Origin of the sequence: Gilliamella sp. ESL0254 (genome assembly GCF_013344985.1) — a bacterium.
GTDB lineage: Bacteria > Pseudomonadota > Gammaproteobacteria > Enterobacterales > Orbaceae > Gilliamella > Gilliamella bombicola.
Map to the genome: position 1 here is coordinate 1,330,659 of NZ_JAAEDU010000001.1, position 17,269 is coordinate 1,347,927.

The window sequence follows — 17,269 nt, forward strand, 5'->3', positions numbered from 1 at the left end:
TAAACTAAGTTTTAAAAGAGTGTAACTGATTCATTGCAGCTTCGACACTTTGCGATAATAAAATATCAGTACAACGCACTGATTCATTAATAACTTGATCAATCAAATCTTGTTCAGGTCTAGAGGGTTTGTTAAGAACATAGCCAACAACTTTATTTTTATCACCAGGATGACCGATACCAATCCTTAACCGATAAAAATTTAAATTATTACCTAATTTGCTAGCAATATCTTTTAACCCATTATGCCCACCATGACTACCACCAAACTTAAGTTTAGCTATACCGGGATTCAAGTCCAGTTCATCATGAGCAATTAATATTTCTTCTGGCTTTATTTGGTAAAATGTTGCCATAGCTTGCACCGCTTTACCACTTAAATTCATAAATGTAGTTGGAACTAATAAACGCACATCATGACCTGCAATATTGATTCGTGATGTGTAACCAAAAAATTTTGGTTCATTTTTTAATGATTGATTATAACGCTGAGCCAATTGTTCAACAAACCATGCACCTGCGTTGTGCCTTGTTGCTGCATATTCATTTCCGGGATTGGCAAGACCTACTATCAGTTTTATCGTTGTCATAATATTTTTATTGTCACTGATTTTATTGTGAAAAATGCCCCAAAAGGGGCATTTAACTCAATGATAAAATAGATTATTGATGGAACATAGCTGAAATCGATTCTTCATTACTGATTCGACGAATTGCTTCAGCAAGCATACCTGACAAAGTTAATTGGCGAACATTTTTCAATGCTTTTACTTCAGTCGTTAATGGAATTGTGTCACAAACAACGATTTCATCAATAGTGCAGTTTTTTATATTACTTACTGCTTTACCTGAAAAAATTGGATGCGTTGCATAAGCAAACACTCTTTTTGCACCTCGTGCTTTTAAGGCATCAGCTGCTTTACAAAGTGTTCCTGCTGTATCAATCATATCATCAACTAAAATACAATCTCTATCAGCAACATCGCCAATTATATTCATCACTTCAGCTTCATTTGCACGTTGACGGCGTTTATCAATAATAGCCATATCAGTATCATTAAGTAGTTTAGCTATCGCGCGAGCACGCACCACACCACCAATATCTGGAGATACCACAATCGGACGTTCAAAATCACGTTGCAACATATCTTCTAAAATTACTGGGCTAGCAAATACATTATCAACAGGCACATCAAAAAAACCTTGGATTTGTTCAGCATGAAGATCAACGGTTAATACCCTATCAACACCAACTGTTGATAAAAAATCAGCGACAACTTTAGCGGTAATAGGTACACGAGCCGAACGAACTCGACGATCTTGTCTTGCATAACCAAAATAAGGAATAACCGCAGTAATACGACCTGCAGATGCACGACGCATTGCATCGATCATGACCAGCAATTCCATTAAATTATCATTGGTTGGAGCACAAGTTGATTGAATAATAAAAACATCTTCACCACGGACATTTTCATTGATTTGGACATTAACTTCACCATCACTAAAACGGCTTACAACAATGTCACCAAGAGAAGTATAAAGACGATTAGCTATACGCTTTGCTAGTTCGGGTGTGGCATTACCAGCAAAAAGCTTCATATCAGGCACGAGAAATCCTCAAGCATGTTATCATGATTACTTATACGTAATCGGTTAAATCGGAGTGACAATTATATAATCATTTACAGATTATGCTCAACCACATTATAAAAATTTATTAAAAATATTTTGTATATATAGTAATAATAGATAAAAAAATAAGTAGATAATATGTTTTTTGAAGTGAATTAAAAATCGGTTAAACTATTACTTATTATTAGTCATAGTGAATAATAAATTTCAACAATTCTTAAACAAAAAGACAACGTAATGAATGAACAATTAATTACCAATCAAATTGAAGATATAAAATCCAAAAGAGCTATTCGCAGCTTTGTTTTAAGGCAAGGTCGCTTAACCAAAGGTCAACAGCAAGCTTTAGTCAACTTATGGCCAGTGTATGGTATTGACTACAATGCAAACTCAAAGGTGAGTTTCGATACAGACAAACCATTAGTATTAGAAATCGGTTTTGGCATGGGCGCTTCATTAGTTGAAATGGCAAAACATACTCAAAATAAAAATTTTCTAGGTATTGAGGTACACAAACCAGGTGTAGGCGCTTGTTTAATGGCGATTGAAGAAAACCAAATAACTAACTTAAAAGTCATGTGCCACGATGCAGTTGAAGTGCTAGTTAATATGATTGCAAATCATTCGTTGGACAAAGTGCAAATTTTTTTCCCTGATCCATGGCATAAAGCAAGACATAATAAACGTAGAATTATTCAACCAGAATTTGTACAGTTAATTCGTCAAAAATTAAAATCCAGCGGCATTTTGCATCTCGCAACAGATTGGCAACACTATGCAGAACATATGCTTGAAGTATTGACCCAAGCTGAAGGGTTCGAAAATTTATCTCCAACGGGTGATTATATCCCTAGACCAGATGATAGACCAATTACTAAATTTGAAAAACGAGGTCAAAATTTAGGTCATGGCGTTTGGGATCTTCAATTTGTAAACAAATAATCATACTAAGAAGCCACTATGAAAAATGAAACCATTAATCTACTTTGTCGACACCGCTCTATTCGTGCTTATAAAACTACTAGTTTAACTCAAGAACAAATAGCGTCTATAGTTCGATCAGCACAGTCAGCTTCTAGTTCTAATTTTATTCAATGCTCGACAATTATTCGTATTACAGATCCTCAAAAACGTGAAAAACTAGCTCATTATGCTGGTGATCAAAAATATGTTAACCAAGCCCCTGAGTTTTGGGTGTTTTGTGCCGATTTTAATCGGCATTTTCAAATTGAGCCAACACTCAATCTTGGCAAAGCAGAGCAGTTATTATTGGGTTGTGTTGATACAGCAATTATGGCTCAAAATGCAGTAACTGCGGCTGAGTCCTTAGGACTTGGTGCTGTGTATATTGGTGGACTACGCAATAATCTTGATAAAGTAACCCAATTACTTGAGTTGCCCAAATATGTTCTTCCTCTTTTTGGGCTTTGCCTTGGTTACCCCGATCATAATCCAGAAATAAAACCAAGATTACCTAAAGAGCTTCTCTTTTTTGAAAACCAATATCAACCACTTGATCATGCAACTTTAGCAAAATATGATACCCAAATAGGTGATTACTATCAAAACCGTAGTACTAATCAAAAAACTGGTGGGTGGAGTGATAAAATTACAAATACAATAAATAATGAACAACGTGATTTTATTTTAGATTATTTACATAAACAAGGATGGATCACAAAATGAAAAACAACCATTACCGATTAGATAAAGTCGTTATACTTAGCCGCCATGGTATTCGTACACCTTTACAAAATACACTCGAATTTCTTGAGCAAGCAACACCTTTTAAATGGCCTACATGGCAACACCCTTATGGCTATTTAACAACACGAGGAGGAGCTTTAGAAGTTTATTTTGGCCACTATCTATCACAATGGCTTGAGAACCACGGCATTAAACCTTCGGTAACTATGCCAGAGGTATTTGTTTATGCTAATAGCTTACAAAGAACGGTGGCAACCGCACAATTTATTATAGCTGGTGCTTATGCTGGTTATGATATTACGGTTAACCACAAATATCCAATCGAAAAAATGGATCCTATTTTTGATCCAAGCCTAAGGGATGATTCCCCAGAACTAAAACAAGCGGTATTAAGTGATATTGAAGAAACAAATAAAGCAGAAGCCATCTTTAAAAATTTAGCACCTGCTTATGAAATTTTATCAGATATTTTAGATTATCGTCACTCAACACTATATGCTCAATATCAATGCCCACTAGCTGATATCCCGATTAAGCTTCATTTTAAGAAAAATGAAGAACCAGCACTGCTTGGTGCATTAGCCATAGGTGCATCTGCGGTTGATGCATTTTTATTACAATATTATTCCGCATTCCCTCAAGAACAAATTGCATGGGGCAGGATAAACGACTTAGCACAGTGGCAACAAATAGTTGAAATTCGGAATCAATACGTTAATTTAATATGCCATACTAAAACATTAGCCAAACATTCTGCTACACTCATCATCAACACCATAAGCGATCTTATGCAACAACAGAATAAAGTCAATCTACTCGTGGGACACGACAGTACAATTGCATCGTTGTTAGGAGCATTAAATTTTGAATCTTACCAACTTCCAAATCAATTTGAAACTACACCAATTGGCGGAAAACTGGCTTTACAGCGTTTTCAACATTCATCCACGGGCGAATATTTCTTTAAAGCCGAATATATTTATCAAAGCTTTGAGCAACTTTATAACGGACAAGTACTTGATGCCAATAACCCACCTGAGCATTTTCAACTTAAATTGAAAGATGCACCATTAAACAGTGATGGATTTTATACTTGGAAAGATTTTGAAAAACGGCTTAACATTTACCAAGCAAAGTGAATACAACCGTAAAAAGTTATTATTTTGCTATTCTATTTACGTCCATATTTTTAAGTCTAATGTATGTTAAAATAGATTTTTGAAGGAGCATATCTAGTTCTTAGCTTGATCGTATTTAATTTTACGCTGATTTATTCCTTCATATTATCAAAGCGTAAGCCATAGGACAGATAGATATATCAAAACAGTGAATATACTGAAAATTAACAGAAGATCACTATAATTATTATAATTAGATGTAGGTTTATTATGAAAATATTAGTAACTGGTGGCTGTGGATATATAGGAAGTCACACCTGTGTACAATTAATTCAATCAGGTTATACCCCAATAGTGATTGATAATTTATTCAATAGCAAAGTATCAGTATTAGATAGAATACAGAAAATCACCGGAAAAAAAGTTGATTTTTATCAAGGTGATGTTTGTGATGCACAATTATTAAAAAAAATATTTGCAGAACATAGCATTAGTGCAGTTATTCATTTCGCAGGACTCAAAGCGGTAGGTGAATCAGTACATAAACCCCTTGAATATTATGAAAATAATGTTTATGGCAGTATTGTACTTATGAAAGCAATGCGCAATGCAGGGGTCAAACAGTTAGTATTTAGCTCATCAGCAACAGTTTATGGTGAACTAGCACCCGTCCCTTATGTGGAAACCTTACCGCAAGGTCTACCAACTAGTCCATATGGTAAAAGTAAGTTAATGGTCGAGCAATGTATCATGGATTTAGCTGTTGCGGAACCTGATTGGTCATTAACGTTACTTCGTTATTTTAATCCTGTTGGTGCTCATCCAAGTGGTTTAATGGGCGAAGATCCGCTCGGAATTCCCAACAATCTTATGCCATATATTACACAAGTTGCAGTCGGCAAACGGGAATCATTAGCCGTTTTTGGTAAAGACTATCCAACGACAGATGGCACATGTGTTCGTGATTTTATACATGTTGTTGATTTAGCCGATGGACATATTGCCGCACTTAAAGCTGATCATAATAAAACTGGCGTACATATTTATAACTTAGGTTCCGGTGTTGGCTACAGTGTGTTACAAGTCATCAATGCTTTTGAAAAAGCCTCAGGAAAACCACTTAATTGGCACTTTGCACCAAGACGCGCTGGCGATTTACCCGCATTTTGGGCTGATGCAAAAAAAGCTGAACAAAAATTAGGGTGGAAAACAAAATTAACACTTGATGACATGGTAAAAGACTCGTGGAATTGGCAATCAAAGAACCCACAAGGTTATCCTGATTAACTGATACCAATCAATAACCTCAACACCCAAAAAGTAAAATGGTTAAGTTTAACCTCGTTATCCCCATTAACTAACCAATGGGGATAGTTTCTTCATATTGAGCGAAATGACTTGGGTAAGGTCAAAAAGAAATGTTTGTATTTGATAACAATTTTACTGTATTAATAAAGATCTTTTAAATACACTAACATATATAGCTAAATAGCTTACTTACAATCTAAACAAATATATAACAACCAAACTACTTACCAATTTATTATAAATTAAGTCATTTAACTCACTACGCTATCGTAGATCAATAAAACCTAGTTTTTTATATTTATATAACCAGTATAATTGAACCAAAGAATTTTGTAGCGTTAAACTAACAATCCAAAGAAAAATTAGGTATGATACAGCCATCATACCTAATGGATAATATGAAATATGAAAAGCAAAGCCTTGACAGCTATTTTTCCGGGCACTTTTGATCCCATTACTAATGGTCATATCGATCTTGTTACTCGTGCGTCGTTATTGTTTCCTCGATTAATCGTTGCTATTGCACAAAACCCTAACAAAAAAACACTGTTTACATTAGAAGAGCGCGTCAACTTAGCTTCAACTGCTGTTGAACATCTACTCAATGTTGAAGTTATCGGTTTTAATAATTTAATGGCCAACTTTGCGCAAACGCACAATGCCACTGTTATCGTTCGTGGAGTACGCACCACACATGATTTTGAATATGAAAGGCAACTTGCTGAAATGAATCGTGCGTTAAAATCTGATTTAGACACTATCTTTTTGATGCCATCTATTGCAATGGGTTTTATTTCATCGACAATCGTAAAAGACGTCGCCTATCATGGTGGTGATATTACAAATTTAGTACCACTGCATGTCAAAACAGAATTATTAAAACGCTTAACATAAATAAACGTCTATGGTTAATTTTTATACTCCACAGAAAAAAAAGTACATACCACAAAAATTGACAGTAACAGTCTCATCCTTAGATGCTTTTGGACAAGGCGTTGCCAATCATAAGGGTAAAACAATTTTTGTTAAATCTGCCTTGCCTGATGAAACCGTTGATATTGAACTAACTGAAAATAAAAAAAATTACGCTAAAGCCAAAGTCATTCGATATCATAATCAAAGCAAAGAGCGTGTAAAACCACAATGTGAATACTATGAAAAATGCGGTGGTTGTGAATTACAACATATGGCGCCTCATCTGCAACAACAAGCAAAGTTTGATTCATTAATCAAACTATTACAAAAAGAAACAGGACAACCCTTAGCCAATATTCTTCAACATTCGGCCCAAATTATTGCTGATCAACCTTACCACTATCGTCGAAGAGCAAGACTTTCGATCAATATTGTTAGAGGTGAGTTAGTCATTGGATTTCGCCAAGCCGAATCAAATCAGATAACTAATATTAAGCATTGCCCAGTATTAGTTGTTGAATTAGATTCCTTGCTAGTGCCTTTACAAGACGTACTAAATCGCATAAAACAAAAAAAAGCACTTGGCCATATTGAATTAATTTCAGTTGATAGTGGTATTATTATCGTTTTAAGACACACCATTCCCTTAACTGATCATGATGTTAAATTGTTAAAAACATTCGCTGAAGATAACAATATTTCACTTTATTTTCACGGAAAAGATTTAGTGCATATTGCCGGTAGCACTGAACATTTTTATTTGCTTAATCATTTAAAATTAACGTTTAGCCCTCTCGATTTTATTCAAGTAAATTGTAAAATTAACCAAAAAATGATAGCGCAAACGCTTGATTGGCTAGCATTAAAGCCAACTGACCAAGTTTTAGATCTCTTTTGTGGCATGGGTAATTTTTCATTACCTATGGCAACATTATGCAAAACTGTAACAGGCGTTGAAGGTATTGATGCACTGGTTGAAAAAGCAAAATTTAACACTATATTAAATAATAATGAGATTTGTGCTGAAACCAATTTTTTAACTAGCAACTTAGACGATAACCAACAATTTTCAATATGGAGCCAATCGCGATTTAATAAAGTACTATTAGATCCAGCAAGAGCTGGTGCGTTAAATGCAACGATAGAAATAGTAAAATTAGCTCCGTCAAAAATCGTTTATATATCGTGTAATCCTGCAACTCTAGCTCGAGATAGCAAACAACTTATCGAAGCTGGATATCAAATTAATAAAGTTGCTATTTTAGATATGTTTCCACAAACCAAACACATTGAATCAATGTTGTTGTTAACGAAATCAGGAACATAAATTATGGTATCGATTAGAGGCGCACACCAACATAGCGAAAAGCATTATTCTCTTACCCAATTTGATGTTGAACAATGGATAAAACAAGAATTATTATTAACCAACCCTGCATCTTATAAAAAATTTAGAGATGTTTTAGATTTTTGTTTTGAAAACAGCGCTGGCGCACCAGAGCAGATCCATTGTTTCCAAAATGCAATAGAAATGGTTGAGATTTTATCGACACTTAATATGGATATTAATAGTTTATGCGCCGCTTTGTTGCTTCCTTTTGTCGATACAAAAATAATTCGTCGAGAAGATATTCCTGAGGATTTCGATCGTGAAATTTCTCATATCATTTCTAGCATTGTCAGAATGAAAGAAATTCGCCAACTACGAGCGATCCGTAACGGCAGTGCCACTACCGAACAAATTGATAGTATTCGTCGCATGTTACTGGCAATGGTCAATGACTTCCGAAGTGTAGTCATTAAATTGGCAGAACGCATTACCTATTTGCGTAATTTAATCAATGCCCCCCAAGAAGAACAAGTACTTGCTGCTAAAGAATGTTTTAATATTTATGCACCTTTAGCCAATCGCTTAGGAATAGGCCAATTAAAATGGGAATTGGAAGATTTTTGCTTCCGCTATCTACATCCTGATGAATACCGCTTTATTGCTAAAAAATTACAAGAAAAGCGATTAGATCGGGAATTATATATCAACCAATTTGTTAGCCATTTGCAAGAGCTAATGGACAAAGATCATGTTCGTGCAGAGGTTTATGGTCGTCCTAAACATATTTACAGCATATGGCGAAAAATGGAACGTAAACACCTTGAGTTTGAAGAGCTATATGATATCCGAGCTGTACGTATTATTAGTGATAGTATTGAAGATTGTTATAATGCATTAGGCATTGTTCACAGCCATTACAAACATATCGCCAAAGAATTTGACGATTATGTTGCTAATCCTAAACCAAATGGTTACCAATCTATCCATACTGTTGTTTATGGACCACAAGATAAAACCATCGAAATTCAAATCCGAACTGAACAAATGCACAATGATGCAGAACTCGGTGTTGCCGCTCATTGGAAGTATAAAGAAGGCAGTACCGACAAAATGACCGCTTACGATCAGCGAATATCTTGGTTGCGCAAATTATTAACATGGCAACAAGAAATGTCCGAAAGTGGCGAAATTCAAGAAGCTGTTCGTAGCCAGATTTTTGATGACCGAGTTTATGTTTTTACACCAAAAGGCGATGTTGTTGATTTACCAGCAGGATCGACGCCTCTTGATTTTGCTTATCATATCCATAGTGATGTTGGGCATCGTTGTATTGGCGCTAAAATAAGCGGGCGAATTGTACCATTTACCTACCATTTAAAAATGGGCGATCAAGTTGAAGTCATTACCCAAAAACAACCTAATCCAAGTCGCGATTGGTTAAATCCTAATACAGGATTTGTTAACAGTAGCCGTGCAAGAGCAAAAATTCAAGCTTGGTTTAAAAAACAAGATCGACATAAAAATATCGCCGCCGGACAACAAATTTTAGAGCACGAGCTGGAATCTTTAAATATTAATATAAAAAGCGTTGAAAAGATCTTAATTAATAAATATAACGCCCATTCGTTTGACGAGGTACTAGCTGGTATTGGGAGTGGTGATGTAAGGATTAATCAATTAGTTAATTTCATAAATGCACAATTTAATAAACCAACAGCAGAAGAAGAAGACGAAGCCGTATTAAAGCAGATTGCCCAAAAATCAAATATACAAACCAAAAATACGAATAAAACCAGCAATAAAAAAGGCTGTGAAATTATTATTGAAGGTGTTGGTAACTTAATGTACACCATTGCAAACTGCTGCCGCCCTATTCCTGGTGATCCCATTACTGGTTTTGTTACCCAAGGACGAGGTATCTCAATTCATCGCTCTGATTGTGAACAATTACAAGAGCTTAAAAATCACGCTCCCGAACGAATTACTCATGCTATTTGGAGCAATAGTACCAACTCAAGCTACACCATGGTTGTACAAATTATTGCCAATGATCGAAGTGGTTTATTGCGAGATATTACTACGATTTTGGCTAATGAAAAGGTTAATGTCCTTGGTCTAATTAGTCGCTCTGATATGAAGCAACAGTTAGCGACTATTGAGGTCGATATGGAAATTTTTGATCAGGACTCGTTAAATCGAGTGCTCAACAAAATAAAACAACTACCTGACGTTATTGAAGCTAAACGTTTTTAAGGTTAATTAACGTATTAAATTGCTACTTTTTAATTTTAGTGGCAAATTTAATCAAAAAAAATTAACCTTTATGGTTTTCTCTCTAAAACTTCAAATTGATATAAATAACCATTTTTATCATCGGGTTGATGGCTTTCCTGATGAATGACTTGCCATTGCTCAGACAAATAATCAGGAAAATAAGTATCACCTTGTAGTTCTGCATCTATATGAGTCAAATAAAGCCGATCAACTAAAGGTAACGCCTGTTGATAAATATTACCACCACCAATAATAAACGCTTCATCAACATGCCGCGTTTGAGCTAACAATATAGCTTCCTCGATCGATTGTACCCAACTTACATGCGGAATTGTGTGAGATCCTATTACTGCTTGTCTTGAAATAATAATATTGTGGCGGTTAGGTAATGGGCGCCCAATAGACTCAAATGTTTTTCGTCCCATAATAACAGGTTTATTAATCGTGTTTTTTTTAAACCAAGCTAAATCCGCAGGTAAATGCCAAGGCATTTGGTTATTTAAACCAATAACACGATTATGCGCCATCGCCACAATAATACTTAAAACCATTTTTGTTCCTTTATACATTTATTTATACATAACCTAAAGATTTAATACGGTTATTTACATTTTCAGGAAACACCGTCTGACTCCAAAGTCGTTCACTTAAAGAAAGTAACGACTCTTTTTGACCTGCAACAATCCAATTAGCTAGTGCTGTCGCCACATCAGGATAAATTATTGTTTTTGGAGAAGGTAAATCAAGCCAATACTTAAGTTTGATACAGTTTAAATTTTCCATAACCGTTGCCATATCAAGAGATTGCAGACATTGTGCATTATAAATTTGCTCAAACTGCCCTGAAACAGGCTTAGTCAAAATCTTTTTACCTAGTGCTAAGGCTTCTGAAATTAAGGCAAAACCTGTATTTGAAATAATACCAGAGCAACTAATTAAAGCGTGGGTAAAACTATCTCGCCCAAGCGGTTGCAAAGATACATTGCTATATTTAGAAGACTGTTTAATATCAGGATGGAAACAAATAAAATCTTGATTCTGAAATTGTTTTAACATAGCAATGATTTCATCTAGGCCTTCAAACGGCAAATAAACCACAACATTACCATCTTCTGTTGGCGTAGTTTGGAATGTATCAACCATTGGTGGTAATAATTTATGCCCAAAATGGAACCAATGTAAACCAATCGGCTTTGTAACAGGTGCATAATATTTCATAATGACATTAGCCATCATTCCATATTCTTTAGGTTTAAGATATTGACACACCGCCTGATTGCTTATCCCTAAGCACTCTCGATGCTGATGATGCGCTGCCCAAGCGCTTACTGGTTCAAAATCACTAATAATGCAATCATACTTTGATAAATCAAGCTCACGTACATCTTTAATTAGCCGAAATGCTCGTATTCGTTGTACAGTCTTACGAAAATTAATTTTACCATTAAGCGTTGCAAAAGAGACTCCTCGATAAGTTTTATAGTCTCCAAAAGCTTGCATATCAAAATAGTCTTTAGGGTCTCGTCCACTAAAAATATAATCAACATCAGCACCAGCTATTTTCAGAGCTTTAGCTAATGTTCTACAACGACTGACATGGCCATTACCAGTTCCTTGAACACCAAAGAGAATTTTCATATCTTTATGATTCGTCAATTTAAGTTATGCAAATATAATAGCAGAACAGCTCATTATTATGTCAATTATTTTGTATGACTAAATAAAGTTATTACATTAATCAATTATCATTATTTAACAAATCAATTTAGCCTTAAACTAACACAAAATAACGTGAGTTTGTTTTTCTAATTCAGCAACTTGAATGGGATCTGCCATATCATTAGTAATGAGCGCTGTTATTTCACACCAATCACAAATCTTATATAAACTTTTACGACTGAATTTAGTATAGTTCGACTAAAGGCATTGTATTTAGGCAAATGGAAAATGCTGACTTAATGGTAACTTGCCATTTAATCTTTAATTTGGCGTTATCAACTAGTAATCAACATTTATCGATCCTTAAAAAACTCTTTACTTCATTTCAGAACGAAACTTTTATTACCCAGTGTCAGCATTTAAGTTGTCAACAAGCCAAAGAATGGATTGCTCAGCAATTAAATACGAAATGAATTTAAATTTTGGTAAAGTTTTATTGGAAAATAAATAACAATAATTTACTAATAAAAATAAAAGCTTAAGTTAAATAATAGCATATTTTTATCTCGGCAATAGTTCAGGCTATTGCCCTTATTAAGGAAAAAAAATGCAATCACAATTAATCATTGACGAATTAAATCGTTCGGTTAAAACATTAACGGAACAAAATATTACGAACTTGATACAAAAAATACAACAACATAATCGTATTTTTGTTTATGGTACAGGGCGATCTGGCCTTATGCTAAAAGCTTTGGCAATGAGGCTTATGCAACTTGGGCTAAATGCCTTTGTCGTAGGTGAAACAACAACACCATCGACACAACAAGGCGATTTATTAATTGTAGCATCGGCGTCGGGAGAAACAAACAGTGTCAATATGATAGCAGAATCTGCACTAAAGCAAGCTATTGATCTTGCTATTATCTGGCATCGCCTAATTCTACACTAGCAAAAATTCAGACTCCTGATATTATTTTGCAATCTGGCAATAAATATTCCACATCACAAATAAGCCAACAACCTCTGGGGAGCCTTTTTGAACAAATGTTACTTGTCATCTTTGACACAGTCATTCTTACCATGAGCAATCAACAAAAAGACAGTAATGATGATATGGCACATCGCCATGCAAGTTTAGAATAATGCCTAACTGATTTGATTTAAAGCCACTTATTTTTTAAAAACAAGTGGCATTTACCAAAAAATCAGATAATCATAACCGTACTAGTTTAATGTCCATATTACTCAGTATTCTCCTAAAAGGTTTATTTTATTCATATGTAAATTAAAATAATAAAAAATTACCATTTGTAATAATTGTTTTTCATTTGAGTAAAAAATGCTAACATAACACCGTTATGACAATGATCAACTATTGGCAAAAACTCAGCAAACGCTTAATTATTAAAACCGCTTTATCACACTTATTATTAGGTGCAATTGCTGCTGGATTCAGTTTATATCAACAAGAAGCGCTACCTTTAGAAGCTTCTGTCTCGCAAATTGGGATTATTGCAATTTCATCCATTGTACAAGACCACCAAGAAGCAGATCAAAAAAAATCACAAACGATACCGCATTCACAAAAACAATGCATTGCAGCGCTCTTTATCACACCTAACGATATTGAACTTTCATCCAGCAAAGTGATTCGACTATCTCCAGATAATGGCATAAGGGCTGGTCCCAAAGCTACCGCTTAATGCATTTATAACTCAAATAAAACTAATTTTTATATAAGGTTAATTCCTTATATCCGCATTGAAAAGAAGAGAAAAGTTATGTTATTAAAATTATTAACAAAAGTATTTGGTAGCCGTAATGAACGCGTTTTAAAAAGCATGCGCAAGCGAGTTGAAAACATTAATGCACTCGAACCAGCCATGGAAGCATTAACCAATGATGAACTAAAAGCAAAAACCACCGAATTTAAACAAAAAATTGCTGCTGGAACCCAATTAGATGATATATTGGAAGAAGCTTTCGCGGTAGTACGTGAAGCGAGTAAGCGTGTATTTGGCATGCGTCATTTTGATGTACAGTTAATTGGTGGTATGGTACTCAATGAACGTTGTATTGCCGAAATGCGTACCGGTGAAGGTAAAACCTTAACAGCAACATTACCAGCCTACTTAAACGCATTAACCGGTAAAGGCGTGCACATTATTACAGTTAATGATTACTTAGCACAGCGAGATGCTGAAAATAACCGCCCTTTATTTGAATTTTTAGGCTTAACCGTTGGGATCAACCTGCCAAATATGCCCGCACATATAAAACGCGAGGCTTACAATGCTGATATAACCTACGGTACGAATAATGAATATGGCTTCGATTATCTACGCGATAATATGGTATTTAACAAAGATGCCCGAGTACAACGTCCATTGCATTACGCTTTAGTCGACGAAGTCGACTCAATTTTAATTGATGAAGCAAGAACACCGCTGATTATTTCAGGTCAAGCCGAAGATAGTTCTGACAGATATATTAGTGTTGATAAGATTATTCCTTATTTAACCAGTCAAGAAAAAGAAGACTCTGAACAATTCCAAGGGGATGGAGACTTCTCCATTGATGAAAAATCACGCCAAGTTAATTTAACTGAACGTGGATTAGTAAAAGTTGAAGAATTACTTATTAAACAAGGCATCATGAAAGGTGATGAATCACTTTACGCACCGAGCAATATCGTATTAATGCATCACGTTAACGCCGCATTGCGAGCTCACCACCTCTTCCATCGTGACGTTGATTATATTGTTAAAGATAATGAAATTATCATCGTTGACGAACATACTGGTAGAACAATGGACGGGCGACGTTGGTCTGATGGTTTACACCAAGCAGTTGAGGCAAAAGAGCACGTTAAAATCCAAAATGAAAACCAAACGCTTGCATCAATCACTTTCCAAAACTATTTCCGTTTATACGAGAAATTAGCAGGCATGACGGGCACAGCCGACACAGAAGCATTTGAATTTAATCAAATTTATGGTTTAGATACGATTGTTATTCCAACTAATCGTCCAATGCAACGAAAAGATCAATCTGACCTTGTCTATATGACCGAAAAAGAAAAGATCAACGCAATTGTGGCGGATGTACAAGAATGTGTAAAACGCGGTCAACCAGTTTTAGTTGGGACAGCATCAATTGAAAAATCAGAGCTTGTTTCGCAAGCATTTAAAAAAGCCGGTATTAAACACAATGTTTTAAACGCCAAATTCCATGCTCAAGAAGCTGAAATTATTGCTAATGCTGGTAGCAAAGGCGCTGTGACTATTGCTACTAATATGGCGGGGCGTGGTACCGATATAATGCTAGGTGGAAACTGGCAAAGCGAAATAGCAAAAATAGAAAACCCAACTCCAGAAGATATCGAAAAAGCAAAACAAGCTTGGCAAGCAAAACACGAAGAAGTGATTGCATTGGGAGGGCTGTACATTTTAGGTACAGAGCGTCATGAATCACGTCGTATCGACAACCAGTTACGTGGTCGTGCAGGTCGTCAAGGTGACCCAGGTGCTTCACGTTTTTACCTATCACTTGAAGATCCATTGATGCGAATCTTCGCCTCTGAACGTGTAGGTAACATGATGCGTAAACTAGGCATGAAAGAAGGTGAAGCTATTGAACATCCATGGGTAACTAAAGCCATTGCCAACGCTCAAAAGAAAGTGGAAAGTCGCAATTTCGATATACGTAAACAACTTCTAGAATATGATGATGTTGCTAACGATCAACGTAAAGTTATTTATCGTGAACGAAACGGCTTACTGGATAATACCGACATAAAAGATACTATTGATTCAATCCGAAACGATGTATTTAATACGCTAATTGACCAATATATCCCACCACAATCAATTGAAGAAATGTGGGATATTCCGGGACTGGAATCGGCGCTAAAAACAGACTTTGACTTAGATTTACCAATAGCAAAATGGTTAGATGAAGAACAAAATCTACATGAAGAAACACTGCGCGAACGTATTTTACAAATGGCACAAGACAGATATTTAGAAAAAGAAAACACTGCTGGTGCTGAAGCATTTAGACACTTTGAAAAAAGTGTCATGCTACAAACACTTGATACGCTTTGGAAAGAACATTTAGCTTCAATGGATTATTTACGTCAGGGTATTCACCTACGTGGTTACGCGCAAAAAGATCCAAAACAAGAATATAAGCGAGAATCATTTAATATGTTTGCCAGCATGTTAGAATCATTAAAATATGATGTTATTGGTATTCTAAGCCGTGTACAAATTCGCTCGCAAGAAGAAGTAGACGAAGCCGAACGCCAACGCCTTGCCGAAATGGAAAAATTAATGGCTAAGCAGCAAGCTAATCATGAATCACTAGCCGGTATGAGTGGTGAAAGTGAAGCGCAGCCAACTGGTGCACCACAACCAATGGTACGCTCACAATCCAAAGTAGGACGCAACGATCCATGTCCTTGTGGTTCAGGTAAAAAATATAAACATTGTCATGGTGCTGTTAATTAAGATAAAAATTTAGTATTATCGAATAAATTAATGTTTAAATCACCGATTAAAGTCGGCGATTAAATAAAAAGGGAAAGCTTCTACTTTCCCTAAATTTACAGATAAACAGACAGGATTATGAAAAAACATACTGAAATTGCTGTAGGTATTATTCGTTCACAAAATTGTCAAATTTTTATCACCCAACGCGGCGAAGATTCCCATCTTGCCGGTTTTTGGGAGTTTCCGGGTGGGAAAATTGAGAACGGTGAAACCCCATATCAAACCTTACTACGCGAAATTGCCGAAGAAGTCGACATTCACATCCATCAAGCCCAATTCTTAAAAGTCTTTAAACACAGTTATGAAGATCGCGACATCACCATCCATGCTTATTTAGTCGAAGAATGGGATGGCGTTCCTTTTGCTAAAGAAGGACAACCAAGTCGTTGGGTTGACCAAGAAGATATCAATGCTGACGAATTCCCAGACGCCAATAGGCCAATTATTGAGATGCTAAAGAACTTAGATAAGCAAATTTAATGCTTTTATTTTTATAAAAAAACAAATAAAATCAATATCTTTTCTGACCACTTTTTAAGTGGCAACTAGTCCTCTTTTAACAAAAAAGCAACTCACAGAAAAAACACCCAAGGTTATTTGGATTGTATCGTCTCAGAGTCAGCATATGCCGACAGCAAAGCAGATTAATACGCCAAACAAATGTTTGGCGTATTATTATTTATCAGGAACAATTTGAACATCATAGCAAAAAGAAAATGGCCTTGAAGAGACAAGCATAAGAATGATACGATTAGCGTAACCGCATAC

16 protein-coding genes and 1 pseudogene are annotated in these 17,269 nt (G+C 35.5%); 12 read left to right on the forward strand and 5 right to left on the reverse strand.

The window, feature by feature from the left end; translation table 11 throughout:
* Window positions 1-4: 4 nt before the first annotated feature.
* The gene (gene pth, locus GYX25_RS06220) at window positions 5-589 is read right to left on the reverse strand and encodes an aminoacyl-tRNA hydrolase (protein ID WP_174786965.1); all 585 of its coding nucleotides are present in this window, start codon (window positions 587-589) and stop codon (window positions 5-7) included.
* Window positions 590-662: 73 nt separating this feature from the next.
* Window positions 663-1,610 carry a ribose-phosphate pyrophosphokinase gene (locus GYX25_RS06225; protein ID WP_091346373.1) on the reverse strand — a complete coding sequence of 316 codons (948 nt, stop codon included), beginning with the start codon at window positions 1,608-1,610 and terminating at the stop codon, window positions 663-665.
* 261 nt (window positions 1,611-1,871) lie between these two features.
* Here GYX25_RS06225 and trmB point away from each other — a divergent pair, with 261 nt between their 5' ends.
* The 7 genes from trmB (at window position 1,872) to relA (ending at window position 10,265) form a co-directional block, all read left to right on the forward strand.
* Window positions 1,872-2,576 (forward strand): tRNA (guanosine(46)-N7)-methyltransferase TrmB, encoded by a 705-nt coding sequence (gene trmB, locus GYX25_RS06230; RefSeq protein WP_174786966.1) that lies wholly within the window; start codon window positions 1,872-1,874, stop codon window positions 2,574-2,576.
* Window positions 2,577-2,594: 18 nt separating this feature from the next.
* The gene (nfsA, locus tag GYX25_RS06235) at window positions 2,595-3,320 is read left to right on the forward strand and encodes an oxygen-insensitive NADPH nitroreductase (protein WP_174786967.1); all 726 of its coding nucleotides are present in this window, start codon (window positions 2,595-2,597) and stop codon (window positions 3,318-3,320) included.
* On the forward strand, window positions 3,317-4,480 hold the full coding sequence (locus tag GYX25_RS06240; protein WP_174786968.1) for a histidine-type phosphatase: 1,164 nt from the start codon (window positions 3,317-3,319) through the stop codon (window positions 4,478-4,480). The genes nfsA and GYX25_RS06240 overlap by 4 nt, the downstream gene beginning before the upstream one ends.
* 249 nt (window positions 4,481-4,729) lie before the next feature.
* The gene (gene galE / locus GYX25_RS06245; protein ID WP_174786969.1) at window positions 4,730-5,746 is read left to right on the forward strand and encodes a UDP-glucose 4-epimerase GalE; all 1,017 of its coding nucleotides are present in this window, start codon (window positions 4,730-4,732) and stop codon (window positions 5,744-5,746) included.
* Between the two features lie 426 nt (window positions 5,747-6,172).
* Window positions 6,173-6,661 (forward strand): pantetheine-phosphate adenylyltransferase, encoded by a 489-nt coding sequence (coaD, locus tag GYX25_RS06250; RefSeq protein WP_091346382.1) that lies wholly within the window; start codon window positions 6,173-6,175, stop codon window positions 6,659-6,661.
* Between the two features lie 10 nt (window positions 6,662-6,671).
* Window positions 6,672-8,009 carry a 23S rRNA (uracil(1939)-C(5))-methyltransferase RlmD gene (gene rlmD / locus GYX25_RS06255; RefSeq protein WP_174786970.1) on the forward strand — a complete coding sequence of 446 codons (1,338 nt, stop codon included), beginning with the start codon at window positions 6,672-6,674 and terminating at the stop codon, window positions 8,007-8,009.
* Between the two features lie 3 nt (window positions 8,010-8,012).
* A complete protein-coding gene (relA, locus tag GYX25_RS06260) occupies window positions 8,013-10,265 on the forward strand; it encodes a GTP diphosphokinase (protein WP_091346386.1) in 2,253 nt (750 codons plus the stop codon).
* A gap of 68 nt (window positions 10,266-10,333) precedes the next feature.
* On the opposite strand, the gene folA is transcribed toward relA, so the two are convergent.
* The 3 genes and pseudogenes from folA to GYX25_RS11415 form a co-directional block, all read right to left on the reverse strand.
* Complete coding sequence (folA, locus tag GYX25_RS06265) at window positions 10,334-10,837, reverse strand: type 3 dihydrofolate reductase (protein WP_174786971.1); 504 nt, start codon at window positions 10,835-10,837, stop codon at window positions 10,334-10,336.
* Between the two features lie 22 nt (window positions 10,838-10,859).
* Window positions 10,860-11,924 (reverse strand): MJ1255/VC2487 family glycosyltransferase, encoded by a 1,065-nt coding sequence (locus GYX25_RS06270; protein ID WP_174786972.1) that lies wholly within the window; start codon window positions 11,922-11,924, stop codon window positions 10,860-10,862.
* 138 nt (window positions 11,925-12,062) lie between these two features.
* A pseudogene (locus GYX25_RS11415) lies at window positions 12,063-12,200 on the reverse strand (DeoR/GlpR family DNA-binding transcription regulator); the annotation flags it as partial.
* A gap of 26 nt (window positions 12,201-12,226) precedes the next feature.
* Between GYX25_RS11415 and GYX25_RS06275 the strand changes: the two are divergent.
* From GYX25_RS06275 to mutT, 5 genes are all read left to right on the forward strand, one after another.
* Entirely contained in the window at window positions 12,227-12,418 is a 192-nt protein-coding gene (locus tag GYX25_RS06275) for a PTS sugar transporter subunit IIA (protein ID WP_174786973.1), read from the forward strand.
* Between the two features lie 134 nt (window positions 12,419-12,552).
* Window positions 12,553-12,897, forward strand: a complete 345-nt coding sequence (locus tag GYX25_RS11085; RefSeq protein ID WP_202983829.1) for an SIS domain-containing protein — start codon at window positions 12,553-12,555, stop codon at window positions 12,895-12,897.
* A 415-nt stretch (window positions 12,898-13,312) separates the two neighbouring features.
* A complete protein-coding gene (locus GYX25_RS06285) occupies window positions 13,313-13,651 on the forward strand; it encodes a hypothetical protein (protein WP_238785992.1) in 339 nt (112 codons plus the stop codon).
* A 78-nt stretch (window positions 13,652-13,729) separates the two neighbouring features.
* Window positions 13,730-16,459 carry a preprotein translocase subunit SecA gene (secA, locus tag GYX25_RS06290; RefSeq protein ID WP_174786975.1) on the forward strand — a complete coding sequence of 910 codons (2,730 nt, stop codon included), beginning with the start codon at window positions 13,730-13,732 and terminating at the stop codon, window positions 16,457-16,459.
* A 117-nt stretch (window positions 16,460-16,576) separates the two neighbouring features.
* Entirely contained in the window at window positions 16,577-16,981 is a 405-nt protein-coding gene (gene mutT / locus GYX25_RS06295) for an 8-oxo-dGTP diphosphatase MutT (protein ID WP_174786976.1), read from the forward strand.
* Window positions 16,982-17,269 lie beyond the last annotated feature (288 nt).

What these genes read in the sequence shown, in the direction of transcription:
- GYX25_RS06240 (WP_174786968.1), top strand. Translation starts at nt 3,317, where the DNA reads ATGAAAAACAACCATTACCGATTAGATAAAGTCGTTATACTTAGCCGC.
- coaD (WP_091346382.1), top strand. Translation starts at nt 6,173, where the DNA reads ATGAAAAGCAAAGCCTTGACAGCTATTTTTCCGGGCACTTTTGATCCC.
- GYX25_RS06270 (WP_174786972.1), bottom strand. Translation starts at nt 11,924, where the DNA reads ATGAAAATTCTCTTTGGTGTTCAAGGAACTGGTAATGGCCATGTCAGT.
- relA (WP_091346386.1), top strand. Translation starts at nt 8,013, where the DNA reads ATGGTATCGATTAGAGGCGCACACCAACATAGCGAAAAGCATTATTCT.
- GYX25_RS11085 (WP_202983829.1), top strand. Translation starts at nt 12,553, where the DNA reads ATGCAATCACAATTAATCATTGACGAATTAAATCGTTCGGTTAAAACA.
- galE (WP_174786969.1), top strand. Translation starts at nt 4,730, where the DNA reads ATGAAAATATTAGTAACTGGTGGCTGTGGATATATAGGAAGTCACACC.
- rlmD (WP_174786970.1), top strand. Translation starts at nt 6,672, where the DNA reads ATGGTTAATTTTTATACTCCACAGAAAAAAAAGTACATACCACAAAAA.
- pth (WP_174786965.1), bottom strand. Translation starts at nt 589, where the DNA reads ATGACAACGATAAAACTGATAGTAGGTCTTGCCAATCCCGGAAATGAA.
- trmB (WP_174786966.1), top strand. Translation starts at nt 1,872, where the DNA reads ATGAATGAACAATTAATTACCAATCAAATTGAAGATATAAAATCCAAA.
- mutT (WP_174786976.1), top strand. Translation starts at nt 16,577, where the DNA reads ATGAAAAAACATACTGAAATTGCTGTAGGTATTATTCGTTCACAAAAT.
- nfsA (WP_174786967.1), top strand. Translation starts at nt 2,595, where the DNA reads ATGAAAAATGAAACCATTAATCTACTTTGTCGACACCGCTCTATTCGT.
- secA (WP_174786975.1), top strand. Translation starts at nt 13,730, where the DNA reads ATGTTATTAAAATTATTAACAAAAGTATTTGGTAGCCGTAATGAACGC.
- GYX25_RS06285 (WP_238785992.1), top strand. Translation starts at nt 13,313, where the DNA reads ATGATCAACTATTGGCAAAAACTCAGCAAACGCTTAATTATTAAAACC.
- GYX25_RS06275 (WP_174786973.1), top strand. Translation starts at nt 12,227, where the DNA reads ATGGAAAATGCTGACTTAATGGTAACTTGCCATTTAATCTTTAATTTG.
- folA (WP_174786971.1), bottom strand. Translation starts at nt 10,837, where the DNA reads ATGGTTTTAAGTATTATTGTGGCGATGGCGCATAATCGTGTTATTGGT.